At 60.4% G+C, this 11,717-nt stretch carries 12 protein-coding genes and 1 tRNA gene; 10 read left to right on the top strand and 3 right to left on the bottom strand.

The genetic code is table 11. The features are described 5' to 3' along the window. Positions 1-13: 13 nt before the first annotated feature. A complete protein-coding gene (locus OBACDRAFT_RS09620) occupies positions 14-793 on the bottom strand; it encodes an exodeoxyribonuclease III (protein WP_043585062.1) in 780 nt (259 codons plus the stop codon). 295 nt (positions 794-1,088) lie between these two features. Here OBACDRAFT_RS09620 and OBACDRAFT_RS09615 point away from each other — a divergent pair, with 295 nt between their 5' ends. After that, positions 1,089-2,654: a PLP-dependent transferase gene (locus tag OBACDRAFT_RS09615; protein WP_043585060.1), complete on the top strand. Its 1,566-nt coding sequence runs from the start codon at positions 1,089-1,091 to the stop codon at positions 2,652-2,654. A gap of 540 nt (positions 2,655-3,194) precedes the next feature. Here the strand turns inward: OBACDRAFT_RS09615 and OBACDRAFT_RS09610 are convergent. Both OBACDRAFT_RS09610 and hpf read right to left on the bottom strand, forming a co-directional pair. After that, positions 3,195-3,270: transfer RNA gene (locus OBACDRAFT_RS09610), tRNA-Ile, on the bottom strand. A gap of 260 nt (positions 3,271-3,530) precedes the next feature. Beyond that, positions 3,531-3,911, bottom strand: a complete 381-nt coding sequence (gene hpf / locus OBACDRAFT_RS09605) for a ribosome hibernation-promoting factor, HPF/YfiA family (RefSeq protein WP_043585058.1) — start codon at positions 3,909-3,911, stop codon at positions 3,531-3,533. Positions 3,912-4,077: 166 nt separating this feature from the next. Here hpf and trmB point away from each other — a divergent pair, with 166 nt between their 5' ends. From trmB to atpD, 9 genes are all read left to right on the top strand, one after another. After that, positions 4,078-4,815 (top strand): tRNA (guanine(46)-N(7))-methyltransferase TrmB, encoded by a 738-nt coding sequence (gene trmB, locus OBACDRAFT_RS09600; protein WP_081721937.1) that lies wholly within the window; start codon positions 4,078-4,080, stop codon positions 4,813-4,815. A gap of 142 nt (positions 4,816-4,957) precedes the next feature. Then, entirely contained in the window at positions 4,958-5,848 is an 891-nt protein-coding gene (locus tag OBACDRAFT_RS09595; protein ID WP_052361604.1) for a F0F1 ATP synthase subunit A, read from the top strand. A 96-nt stretch (positions 5,849-5,944) separates the two neighbouring features. Further along, on the top strand, positions 5,945-6,163 hold the full coding sequence (locus tag OBACDRAFT_RS09590; protein WP_043585056.1) for an ATP synthase F0 subunit C: 219 nt from the start codon (positions 5,945-5,947) through the stop codon (positions 6,161-6,163). 125 nt (positions 6,164-6,288) lie between these two features. Further along, the gene (gene atpF / locus OBACDRAFT_RS09585) at positions 6,289-6,870 is read left to right on the top strand and encodes a F0F1 ATP synthase subunit B (protein ID WP_043585054.1); all 582 of its coding nucleotides are present in this window, start codon (positions 6,289-6,291) and stop codon (positions 6,868-6,870) included. 19 nt (positions 6,871-6,889) lie between these two features. After that, positions 6,890-7,276 carry a F0F1 ATP synthase subunit delta gene (locus OBACDRAFT_RS09580; protein WP_043585052.1) on the top strand — a complete coding sequence of 129 codons (387 nt, stop codon included), beginning with the start codon at positions 6,890-6,892 and terminating at the stop codon, positions 7,274-7,276. Positions 7,277-7,318: 42 nt separating this feature from the next. After that, complete coding sequence (atpA, locus tag OBACDRAFT_RS09575) at positions 7,319-8,848, top strand: F0F1 ATP synthase subunit alpha (RefSeq protein ID WP_043585051.1); 1,530 nt, start codon at positions 7,319-7,321, stop codon at positions 8,846-8,848. A gap of 69 nt (positions 8,849-8,917) precedes the next feature. Then, positions 8,918-9,829 carry an ATP synthase F1 subunit gamma gene (atpG, locus tag OBACDRAFT_RS09570; protein WP_043585049.1) on the top strand — a complete coding sequence of 304 codons (912 nt, stop codon included), beginning with the start codon at positions 8,918-8,920 and terminating at the stop codon, positions 9,827-9,829. Between the two features lie 24 nt (positions 9,830-9,853). Beyond that, positions 9,854-10,243: a four helix bundle protein gene (locus OBACDRAFT_RS09565; protein WP_198529871.1), complete on the top strand. Its 390-nt coding sequence runs from the start codon at positions 9,854-9,856 to the stop codon at positions 10,241-10,243. Between the two features lie 26 nt (positions 10,244-10,269). Next, on the top strand, positions 10,270-11,700 hold the full coding sequence (gene atpD, locus OBACDRAFT_RS09560; RefSeq protein WP_043585047.1) for a F0F1 ATP synthase subunit beta: 1,431 nt from the start codon (positions 10,270-10,272) through the stop codon (positions 11,698-11,700). Positions 11,701-11,717 lie beyond the last annotated feature (17 nt).

The following is an 11,717-nucleotide window of genomic DNA, read 5'->3' as shown; positions in this document are numbered from 1 at the left end:
GGGGGGGGAGGCGTCAGGCCAGTTCCAGTCCTATCGGGCAGTGGTCGCTGCCCATGACGGCTGGCTCGATCCAGGCGCGCTTCAGGCGCGGGCGCAGCGAGGCGGAGGCGAGGAAATAGTCGATGCGCCACCCGACGTTTTTGCCGCGCGCGCCGGCGCGGTAGCTCCACCATGAGTAATGGCCGGGGCCTTTTTCGAATTCTCGAAATGTATCCAAAAAACCAGCACGCAGGAACTCGCGGAACCCGGCGCGCTCCTCGTTGCTGAAACCGGGATTGCCCACGTTTTCCTTCGGGCGCGCCAGGTCGATCTCCTCGTGCGCGACGTTAAGGTCGCCGCACATGACGACCGGCTTGCGCGTTTCGAGTCCGCGCAGGTAGGCGAGAAAATCAGCGTCCCAGCGCTGGCGATACGGCAGGCGCGCGAGTTCGGGCTGGGCGTTGGGCACGTAGGCATTGACCAGATAAAAATCCGGGAACTCCGCCGTCAGCACGCGCCCTTCGGTGTCATGTTCGTCGCGTCCGATGCCGGCGGTCACGGCCAGCGGAGTCAGGGCCGGAGAACTTCCCGCGCCCATGCGCGTGAAAATCGCGGTGCCACTGTAACCTCTCTTCTGCGCGGCGTTCCAGTGCGCGGTGTACCCGGCGGGCCACTCCACATGCTGCACGTCACCGGGCTGGCACTTCGTTTCCTGCAAACAAATCGCGTCGGCGCCGGAAGCGGCAATGTAGTCGAGCAGGCCTTTTTGCAGGACGGCGCGCACGCCGTTGACGTTCCAGGAAACAAGTTTCATCGCGGCGCAAACTCACGGGACGGCGGGGCGGTTTCAAGTTTCAACGTTGCTTGGAGGCCGGACAGGATGCGTCCCAATGTGCTGTTAAGTATGGAGTGCGGCGATTCATCGCCGCTTTGACGGGCCGTTTTAACGGTCCGCCCCTGTTCCGCCCCTCCTCCCCCCGCCGCCGCAGGGCGACGCGATAAATCGCGTCGTCCAAAGCGGTGATTAATCACCGCACTCCAAGAATCGCGCAGTTGCCAGCCGCGCCGCGCCCCGGCAAAATCGCTCCCTTTTTCCGCAACACCACGCCATGCCAACGACGACTCTCACGCACCTGCCACTGGGCCAGCGCATTCCCGACCGCCTCCACGGCGTCTCTTGCAGCCTGCCCACGATGCGCGCGGTCATCGGTTACGAGGAAAAACACTCCGACGTCGTGGCGCGCATGACCTCCGGCTACCCGCGCTTTGTCGTTCACCCGCTCATTCGCCGCGCCGCCGCGCACCTGATGGCGCAACGCGGAGACACCACGCATGATGTCTGGCTCGCCACTTCGCTTTGCGCCGCCACCGCGTTAATTGACCACCTCGCTGATCCGCGAGCCACGCTCCTCTCCGACGCGCCTCTGCCGGGCGTGCTTGTGCCGCGCGACCGCGAGCCAGAGTTGAGCCGCCGCGCCAAGACATTTTTACAAAACACCGGCACCTTCCTCTCTTCGCGCGCTGCCGAGGACTATCTGGTCCGCGAGGGTGTGCTGCCCGCCATCGAACCCGAGGCGGTTATCACCGGCCCGGGCGCGGAGCGGCATGTGATCAACACGCTGGCCGGTTATTACGGCGGTGAACCGGACGACGTTTTTATTGCTCCCAGCGGTATGAATGCCATCCACGCCACGCTGACCGTTGCCACACGACTCCAGCGCGCCCGCAACCCCGCCCGGCGCAAGTGGGTGCAACTCGGCTGGCTCTACCTCGACACCATCGCGCTGCTCGAAAAACACCACACCGCCGCGCCCGGCGAACACATCACGATCCACGACGCCGCCAACCTCGTCGCGCTCCGTGAACTCTTTGCCCGCGAAGGCGCCGCCATTGCCGGCGTCTTTGCCGAAGTGCCGACCAACCCGCTTGTGCAGACGCCCGACGTGTCTGCCCTCGCCGCGCTTTGCCGCGAGCATGGCGCGCTCCTCGTCCTCGACACCAGCGTCGTGTCTCCGCTCAACCTCAACGTGCTCCCGCACGCGGATGTCGTTGTGCAATCCCTCACCAAATACACCGCGAGCGAGGGCGACGTGTTGATGGGAGCGGTCGTTGTGAACGCCGGGCATCCGCACGCGGCGGCGTTTCGTGACGCGCTGCCAGAGACGCTGGAGCCGGTGTATCCGCGCGACATCGCCCGCCTCGCCGCGCAGATTGGCGACACGCCGGAGGTGATCGCGCAGATCAACCGGACCGCACCGCGTATCGTCGAATTTCTTAAAACACACCCGGCGGTGGATCGCGTGTATTGGACAGGACAATACGAGATGGAATCCGGCGTCCGGCAGGGGGGGGGGGGGGGGGATTCCGGCGCCCATTACGCCGCCATCGCGCGCACGCCGCAGTCGGTCGGGGGCATGGTCAGTTTCACGCTCAAGCCGCACATCCCGCTCGAACAGTTTTACGACCGTGTGCGCTTCGCCAAGGGGCCGAGCTTTGGCATGAAGACGACGCTCATCTCGCCGTTCATCTACCTCGCGCACTACGACCTCGTGACCTCCGAATCAGGTCGCGCGCAGCTCGCCGCCGCCGGCATTCCCGTGGGATTGTTCCGTCTCTGCATCGGCTGCGAACCGGCGGACGAACTCGTTGACGCGCTGGCCGAGGCGCTCGCGTGACATAGAGCGACTGCGCGGCGGCCGAAGAAACTGTTTAGTCCCAGAGAGAGGTGGTGAGGGAGCACATTTCGATTTTTTCTTTGCGATCTCGGACTCAAGGTAAGAAACGACCAATCCCTCCGCATTCTCATCCAAGCAGGCAAGAATTCCTCTCATGCCACGGATAAAGGAAGGCTACCGGAACAGTGTTCAAAAAACGGGACAGTAACGGGACAGTCAAAAAAATATGCCCTCAAAAATCGAAGAGAAAATAGGTTCTTCGACGTTTTCAGTGGGAAGACAGGATTGCGCTATGGAGTGCGGCGATTCATCGCCGCTTTGGACGACGTGATTAATCACGTCGCCTCGCCTTCCCCTCTTGCACCCACTCTACCGTCTTGCAAAGAACGCACCGGAAGCGGGAGGAAGCAGGGCGAAAGGCGGGAGGGCGGGCCGTTAAAACGACCCGTCTAAAGCGGCGATGAATCGCCGCACTCCATGTCGAACCACTGAAAATGTCGAAGAACCAGAAAATATTGGTTAATTCATTGACTATCAAGATGGTGGGCCCTGCGGGATTCGAACCCGCAACCAAGGGATTATGAGTCCCCTGCTCTGACCGTTGAGCTAAAGGCCCGATGCCATGCAAATGAACCGCGCGACGAGAAAGACTTTTTCCGCGCAATGCAATGCCTGCGTCCACCAAAGACGTCCACCGCTTTTTGTTGAGCGATTTTCCGCGTTGCTCGCATCCACAACCACAAAAAAAACCCTGCGCAATCAGGCGCAGGGTTTGCGGGCGGTTTTGGTTTGGTTCGGCTCAGTCCGTCTAAAAAAGACGAATTGGAGCGAATGAACCGGACGTCTGACCTCTCGCGGCGGAGGGAGTTTTGTTGCCTACTCGTCCGGCGCGGCGGCAATCACGGCCAGCGGTTCGTCGGCGTGACGGCGGCCCTTGAGGGCGCTGTCTCGCTTGCGGATCATGCGGTCGAGTTTCTCGATGAGGAGATGCACCGACTTGTAGGCATCCTCCGAGGAGACGGACGCGATCATATCGGGTCCGCGCAGTTCGATGATGCCTTTGGCGTTGAACATTTGTGGACCGCTGTGAACGCGGTCGAGCTCGACATCAATGCGGATGCGATCAATGCGCGGCTCGTGTCTTACCAACCTTTCCACCATTCCCTCGATGGACGCCTTCATGGCGTCGGTGAGGTTTAGGTGAACACCCCGAAGCAGAAGCTTCGGGCCGACTTGGATAGCTGGGGTGTTTGGCATACGGCGGTATTATACACCAGTTCGTGGGAATTAGTTCCAGCAAAATGCCGGTGGCTGGCGCATAAATTTGGGACCAGCGGCGGGTGGGGCAGGGGAGGGGGGAGGCTGGCGGGGGCGGTGTTTTCGGATTGATGCGGCCCGGGCAACCCGGCACACCGCGCGGGCTATGTCGTTGGAACAAGTCAACTCCATCCGTGCGCAGCGCATTGCCGGCGTGCGCGAACGTCTCGCTCCGTTGCTGGCAGGGGGGGGGGGAGGCGCTGCCGCGTACGAACGCGTCACGCTCGAAATCGGGTGTGGTCATGGACATTTTCTCGCGGCTTACGCGGCGGCGCATCCTCATGAGCTTTGCATTGGCATCGATTTGCTGCGTGACCGGCTGGAGCGCGCGGGTCGTAAATCCGACCGCGCGGGACTGCGCAACATCGCTTGGATTCAGGCCGAGGCCGCTCTCTTCATGGAAGCGCTGGAGGCTCTCGCCGCCGATGGCATTCATGTCCGCCTGACGCGGATCTGGTTGTTGTTTTCCGATCCCTGGCCGAAGCGTCGTCACTGGAAACACCGGGTGGCGCAACCTGCCCTGATGAGCGCCCTGGCGGCTCGATCCGTTGCGGGCACGGAGTTTTGTTTCCGCACGGATCACGAACCTTATTTCCGCTACGCCAGCCAGGTTGTGATGAATCACCCCTGCTGGGCGTTGCCCGGCGGCAGCTTTGCGCCTGAGCCGCCGCATTCATGGCCGTTCGAGGAGGAAACGGTTTTCCAAAGCCGGGCGGAGCGGTTTTATTCATTTGTCGCTCTTCGGACTTCCGCCCTTGTGCCGGTCGAGCCGCCTCCGATGCCGGATATGACGGAACCCTCGACAGTGGAACCACTGGCGCCACTGGCTGGCGCAGTTCGATAAGTTTCCGTTGCCACGTGGGCATTTCGGTTGAATGAAAACTTAAAGCAGCCATAAGCAATGATTCCGCAGGTTGACGAAGGGGAATCCATTTGACTACTTCCAACCCCTTTTACGAACTCACATCCCGCTCCATCGCGTTTCAATGTCCGCTACTAAAACACTGGCCCTCTCCATCTTGTTGATCGCTTCGGGAACAACTGTTTCAGCCGCGGAGGGACACGGGATACTCCCCAAGGCCGAGGCGCTTTTTCATCTCGGCCCGCTTCCCGTGACCAACAGCATGGTGACAAGCTGGGTGGTGGCGGTGGCCCTGATTCTCATCGTGCGCCTCATGGTTGGCCGGGTCAAACTCGTGCCGGGCCGCGGTCAGGCGATCATCGAAAATCTTGTGCAGGGCCTGTTCAACATGCTCGCGCCCATCGTCGGCCCCAAGGTCGCGCGCCCCGCGTTTCCTCTGCTCATCGGACTTTTCGTTTTCATCCTGATTCAGAACTGGAGCGGACTGCTGCCAGGCGTCGGCTCGCTCAAAATCATGGAAGACGGCCACTGGGGCGACCTTATCCGCCCGGGCAATGCCGACATGAATGGCACCATTGGCCTGGCGCTCGTGGCGATGGTCGCCTGGGTGTATTTTATCCTCAAATACGCCGGTGTGAAGTTCATCCTGCACGACTGGTTTGGCAACAAGGCCGACAAAAAGGAAATTCCCGCCCTCATCTACTACTTCCTCTTTCTCATCTTTTTTGGCGTGGGCCTGATCGAAATCATCTCGATCGTCTTCCGTCCCGTTTCGCTCTCCTTTCGTCTTTTTGGCAACATCTTCGGCGGCGAAAATCTCCTGCACGCCATGTTCGGCATGTTCAAGTGGGGTCTGCCCGTTCCCTTCTACCTGCTCGAATTGTTAATCGGCATCGTCCAGGCGCTCGTCTTCACGCTGCTCATCGCCGTTTACATCGGTCTCATCTGCAACCACGACGAAGGCCACGAACACGACACCGGCCACGGCAACGCGGAGGGCAAAGCCGCGCATTGACGACAGGATACAACTTTACCGCCGGGAGTGTGACGTAACGAGCGCACACGGCGGCAAATCCAACCAAACAAAAACCACACAACACACATCACCACCATGATCGACATCCTCGCACAAAGCACCGGCATCACTGGCAGCATCCAAGGCGCCTTCGGCTGTCTCGCCGCCGCCATCGGCGTGGGCCTCATCGGCACCAAGGCCGTTGAAGCCGTTGGCCGCAATCCCGGCGCTTCCGGCAAAATCCTCGTCCAGTCCATTCTGGGCATGGCGCTCGCCGAAGCCGTCGCGTTCTACGCCCTCTTCCTCGGCAAGTAATTCCCACTGCTTCGGACATCCATACCCGAAGCATCGGGCGGGGTCGGTCGCTCCATCAGCCGACCCCTCCCCCCCCCCCCCCCTTCGCCAGCGCGCCCGTCGCACCTTTATTGCCAATCCCGAACATGTTTTTCAACCTGACCCTGCTCGCCGCCGCCAGTCACGGACCAGAAACCGCCGCCGAATCCAGCGGAGGCATCACCAAACTCTTTAACGACTTCGGCATCGACGCGCCGCTCTTCCTCGCCCAGGCGCTGAGCTTCACCATCGTCGCGGTCCTGCTCTGGAAATTTGCCTTCAAGCCCGTCCTCGCCACGCTCGACGCCCGCAACGCCAAGATCGAGCAAAGTCTCAAGGACGCCGAGGCCGCCGCGCAAAAACTCGCCCAAGCTCAACAAGACGCCGCCGCCGTCATTGCCGAATCCCACGCCAAGGCCGGCGAGCAATTCGCCGCCGCGCAAAAAGCAGCCAAGGCATTCGAGGAAAAAGCCCGCGCCGAAGCCGGCAGACAAGCCGCCGAGATCATCGAAAAAGCCCGCCAGGCCAACGAACTCGAACACAAGCGTCTCCTCGAAGAAGCCCGCGCCGAAATCGCCCGCCTCGTCGTCACCACCACCGAGCAGGTGCTTGCCAAAAAACTCACCGACGCCGACCGCTCCGCCTACAACGCCGCCGCCGTCCAGGAACTCGCCTCCCTCAAGGACTAGGCCCTCCCCCCCCCTCTGCATGATCGGCAAAAAACAAATTCAGCACCTCGCGCGTCAACTCTTCCAACTCAGCCTCGTGGACGGACGCCTCAACAGCGAACGCGTGTCAGGAGTTCTTGAATACATCGAAAAGCACCACTCCGCGCAACCCATTCCGATCCTCAAAGCCTACCGCCGCCTCATTGCTGAAGACCTAGCCCGCAGCCAAGCCATTGTCGAGCACGCCGGCCCCGTGGCCGACGCCACCTTTGCCGCCATCGGCGCCGCCCTCAGCCGACGCTACAAGCGCCCCGTTGCGACCCTCGGCAAACCCAACCCCGCCCTCCTTGCCGGCCTCCGCATCCGCGTCGGCGATGACCTCTACGAAGCCAGCATCGCGCAACAACTCGCCTCGCTCGCCCCTTAATTCCCAACTCCTACCTTTTAATTTTTAATTTCTAATTTCCACATGAGCACGGTCCTCGACCAAATCGAACAACAGATCGCCAAACTCAGCCAAAAAGCTGTCCGCAAAAACACCGGCGTCATCCGCACCGTGGCCGACGGCGTGGCCAAGATCAGCGGCCTCTCCGACGTCATGTATAACGAAATGGTGAGCTTCCCCGGCAACGTCACCGGCATCGCGCTCAACCTCGAACAAGACGAAGTCGGCTGCATCATCCTCGGTGACGTCTCCCACCTCAAGGAAGGCGACGAAGTCAGCACCACCGGCAAACTCCTCTCCGTCCCCGTCGGCAAAGCCCTCCTTGGCCGTGTCATCGACACCATTGGCAACCCCCTCGACGGCAAAGGCCCCATTGCCACCACCGAGACCGCCCTCGTCGAAAAAATCGCTCCCGGCATCATCGAACGCAAATCCGTCTCCCAACCCCTCTTCACTGGCATCATGGCCATCGACTCCATGATCCCCATCGGACGCGGCCAGCGCGAACTCATCATCGGCGACCGCGGCACAGGCAAGACCACCATCGCCATCGACACCATTATCAACCAGGCCAAAATCAACAAAATCGGCCTCGCCTCCGGAGCCAAAGACTTCCGCCCCGTCTATTCCATCTACGTCGCCGTTGGACAAAAAAACTCCAACATCGTCCGCACCATCGGAGCCCTCGAAGCCGCCGGCGCCCTTGAATACACCGTCATCGTAGCCGCCGCTGCCGCCGACAACCCTGCCAACCAATACCTCGCCCCCTACGCCGGAGCCGCCATCGGCGAATGGTTCATGGAAAACGGTATGGACGCCCTCATCGTTTACGACGACCTCTCCAAACACGCCGTCGCCTACCGCCAAATCTCGCTCATCCTCAAACGCCCCTCAGGACGCGAAGCCTATCCCGGCGACGTCTTTTATCTCCACTCCCGCCTCCTCGAACGCGCCGCCCGCCTCGAAGGCAAAGGCTCGCTCACCGCGCTCCCCATCATCGAAACCCTCGCCGGCGACGTTTCCGCCTACATCCCCACCAACGTCATCTCCATCACCGACGGACAAATTTTCCTCGAAACCGACCTCTTCAACCAAGGCATTCGCCCCGCCGTTTCCGTAGGCCTCTCCGTCTCCCGCGTCGGTTCCGCTGCGCAAATCAAAGCCACCAAACAAGTCGGCGGAAAACTCAAAGGCGAACTCGCCCAATTCCGCGAACTCGCAGCCTTCGCGCAATTCGGCTCCGACCTCGACGCCAAGACCAAGGCCCAACTCGACCGCGGCAGCCGCATCGTCGAACTCTTCAAGCAACCTGCCTTCAACCCCATTCCCATCGAGCAGCAAGTTGTCACCCTCTTTGCCATCCAGAAAGGTTTTTACGACGGCCTCGACATCAAGAAAGTGACCACCGCTGCCGTCTCGATCCGCGAATTTTTCGCCACGCGCCAGACCGCCCTCCTCAACGAAATCCGCACCAAGGCCGCCCTCGACAAAGACCTCGAAACCAAAATCGAAGCCGCCCTCAACGAGTGGAAAAACACACAACCCAAAGCCTAACTCCATTCCATCCGCTCTATATCGGCTTAAATCGATTTCCATCGCCTTAAGTCGCCCTCTACACGACCCATGCCATCCACCCGCGACATCCGCCGCCGGATCAAATCCGTAAAAAACACCCGCCAGATCACGAAGGCGATGGAGCTCGTGGCGGCCTCCAAGATGCGCAAAGCGCAACAGGCTGCCCTCGCTGGCCGACCCTACGCGCAACTCATAACGACCATGCTCGCCGCCCTCGCCCCCCACGTCGAGGAAGACCAGCACCCCTTCCTCGTCCGGCGCGAAGTCAAGACCCGCGGTATCCTCCTCATCACTACCGATAAAGGCCTCTGCGGCCCCCTCAACTCCAACCTCTTCAAACTCGTTGCGGAGATTGGCGATAAAACCCCCGCGAAATTTGTCACCATCGGACGCAAAGGCGCGCAATACCTCGCCCGCACCCAGCGCAACCTCATTGCCGATGTGCAAGTCACCGACGCCGTCCCCTTCGCCCAAGTTCGCGTCGCTGCCGACCTCCTCATCAAAGCCTACCTCGAAGGCACCGTTGACACCATTGAGATCATCTTTTCGCGCTTCAAAAACACCCTCATTCAGACCGCCATCACGCTCCCTGTTCTCCCCCTCGACAACCTCCGCACCTTTGTCGAAAAAGTCCGCGCCGAGTTTTTGGAAAAAGCCACCGAGAAAGAACGCGCCAGTGTGGTCAGCACCAACCTCGACGACCCTCGCGACATCATCTTCGAACCCAGCGCGCAAGCCACGCTCGACGCCCTGCTTCCCTTCTACGTCAACCGCATCATCTACCAGCACATGCTATCCGCCAAAGCCTCCGAGCACAGCGCCCGCATGGTTGCGATGAAGACCGCCAAGGACAACGCCAGCAAACTCCTCGACGACCTCACACTCAAATACAACAAGGCCCGCCAGACGGCCATCACCAACGAAATCCTCGAAATCGCAGCAGCCGCCGCCGGAAATTAGGAATTAAAAATTAGGAATTAGAAAGTGATCAAAGCAGATAACAATTCAGACCTGCGCAACCGCACCTTCCAATATGCAAGGCGCATCATCCGTCTGTATTGCGCCCTGCCCAAAAACGAACTCGCCCACGTCATCGGGAAACAATTCCTGCGTTCCGGCACCTCTGTCGGAGCTAATTATCGTGAAGCCTTTCGCTCCCGTTCCCGTGCCGAATTCCTTGCCAAGACTGGCGACTGTCTGAAGGAGATCGAGGAAACCGCCTACTGGCTCGAACTCATCGAAGTCGAGACCATCATCGACCCCGCGCTCTTGGTCACCCTCCTTGATGAAACCCGCCAGCTCATCGCAATCTTTGTCAGCATCACCAAAACCACCAAGCAAAACGTAATCCCCAGTCTGTCCGCCACTTCCTAATTCCTAACTTCTACTTTCTAATTTTTATGCAAGGAAAAATCGTCCAAGTCATCGGAGCCGTCGTTGACGTCCAATTCGCGGAAACCGCGATGCCCCCCATTTACCAAGCCCTCACCGTCGAATTTGAGGTCAACGCCAAGAAAGAACGCCTCACGCTCGAAGTGCAGCAACACCTCGGCGACGGCGTTCTCCGCGCCATCGCCATGTCCTCCTCCGAAGGACTCCGCCGCGGTATGCCCGTCATGGATACAGGAGCCCCCATCTCCGTCCCCGTCGGCGACGGTGTGCTCGGCCGCATCTTCAACGTCACCGGCGACCCCGTGGACAACAAAGGCCCCGTCAAATTCGATAAAAAATATCCCATTCACCGCCCTGCCCCCAGTATCGCCGAACAGGATACCAAGGCCGAAATCCTCGAAACCGGCATCAAAGTTCTCGACCTCATCTGCCCCTTCACCAAGGGCGGCAAGGCCGGCATCTTCGGTGGCGCGGGCGTCGGCAAAACCGTCGTCATTCTCGAACTCATCAACAACATCGCCAAGGCCCACGGCGGCTACTCCGTGTTTGCTGGCGTCGGTGAACGCTCCCGCGAAGGCAACGACCTTTACCACGAAATGAGCGAAGCCGGAGTCATCAACCAGGACGACCTCAGCAAATCCAAAGTCGCCCTCGTTTACGGCCAGATGAACGAACCCCCGGGCGCCCGTATGCGCGTTGCCCTCTCCGCGCTCGCCATGACCGAGTACTTCCGCGACGAGAAAAACCAGGACGTTCTCCTCTTCATCGACAACATCTTCCGTTTCTCGCAAGCCGGCTCCGAAGTCTCCGCCCTCCTCGGACGCTCCCCCTCCGCCGTCGGCTACCAACCCACACTCGCCAACGAAATGGGCATCCTGCAGGAACGCATCACCTCCACGAAAAAAGGCTCCATCACCTCCGTGCAGGCCGTTTACGTCCCTGCCGACGACCTCACCGACCCGGCGCCCGCCAACACCTTTGCCCACCTCGACTCGACGATCGTTCTCGAACGCTCCATCGCCGAACTCGGCATCTATCCCGCCGTCGATCCCCTCGCCTCCACCTCCAAGGCCCTCGACCCCGCCATCGTTGGCGAAGAACACTACACCGTGGCCCGCGAAGTCCAACGCGTCCTCCAACGCTACAAAGACCTTCAAGACATCATCGCCATTCTCGGCCTCGACGAACTCTCGCCCGAGGACAAGCAAACCGTTTATCGCGCCCGCAAACTCCAACGCTTCCTCTCGCAACCCTTTTCCGTTGCCGAAGTCTTCACTGGCAGCCCCGGCAAATACGTTTCCGTCAAAGACACCGTTCGCGGCTTCAAGGCCATTCTCGACGGCGAACTCGACCACGTAGCCGAAGGCGACTTCTACATGAAGGGCGGCATCGAGGAAGTTCTCGCCGTCAGCGGTGCCACCAAGCCTGCCAAAACCTGAACCATCATCAGCCGCCC

Origin of the sequence: Geminisphaera colitermitum TAV2 (genome assembly GCF_000171235.2) — a bacterium.
Taxonomy (GTDB): domain Bacteria; phylum Verrucomicrobiota; class Verrucomicrobiia; order Opitutales; family Opitutaceae; genus Geminisphaera; species Geminisphaera colitermitum.
The sequence above is the reverse complement of the archived record's forward strand: the minus strand, read 5'-3'. Positions and strand labels throughout refer to the sequence as shown.

Coding starts and splice junctions, on each gene's coding strand:
- OBACDRAFT_RS09620 (WP_043585062.1), bottom strand. CDS start 793: ATGAAACTTGTTTCCTGGAACGTCAACGGCGTGCGCGCCGTCCTGCAA.
- OBACDRAFT_RS09615 (WP_043585060.1), top strand. CDS start 1,089: ATGCCAACGACGACTCTCACGCACCTGCCACTGGGCCAGCGCATTCCC.
- hpf (WP_043585058.1), bottom strand. CDS start 3,911: ATGCCAAACACCCCAGCTATCCAAGTCGGCCCGAAGCTTCTGCTTCGG.
- trmB (WP_081721937.1), top strand. CDS start 4,078: ATGTCGTTGGAACAAGTCAACTCCATCCGTGCGCAGCGCATTGCCGGC.
- OBACDRAFT_RS09595 (WP_052361604.1), top strand. CDS start 4,958: ATGTCCGCTACTAAAACACTGGCCCTCTCCATCTTGTTGATCGCTTCG.
- OBACDRAFT_RS09590 (WP_043585056.1), top strand. CDS start 5,945: ATGATCGACATCCTCGCACAAAGCACCGGCATCACTGGCAGCATCCAA.
- atpF (WP_043585054.1), top strand. CDS start 6,289: ATGTTTTTCAACCTGACCCTGCTCGCCGCCGCCAGTCACGGACCAGAA.
- OBACDRAFT_RS09580 (WP_043585052.1), top strand. CDS start 6,890: ATGATCGGCAAAAAACAAATTCAGCACCTCGCGCGTCAACTCTTCCAA.
- atpA (WP_043585051.1), top strand. CDS start 7,319: ATGAGCACGGTCCTCGACCAAATCGAACAACAGATCGCCAAACTCAGC.
- atpG (WP_043585049.1), top strand. CDS start 8,918: ATGCCATCCACCCGCGACATCCGCCGCCGGATCAAATCCGTAAAAAAC.
- atpD (WP_043585047.1), top strand. CDS start 10,270: ATGCAAGGAAAAATCGTCCAAGTCATCGGAGCCGTCGTTGACGTCCAA.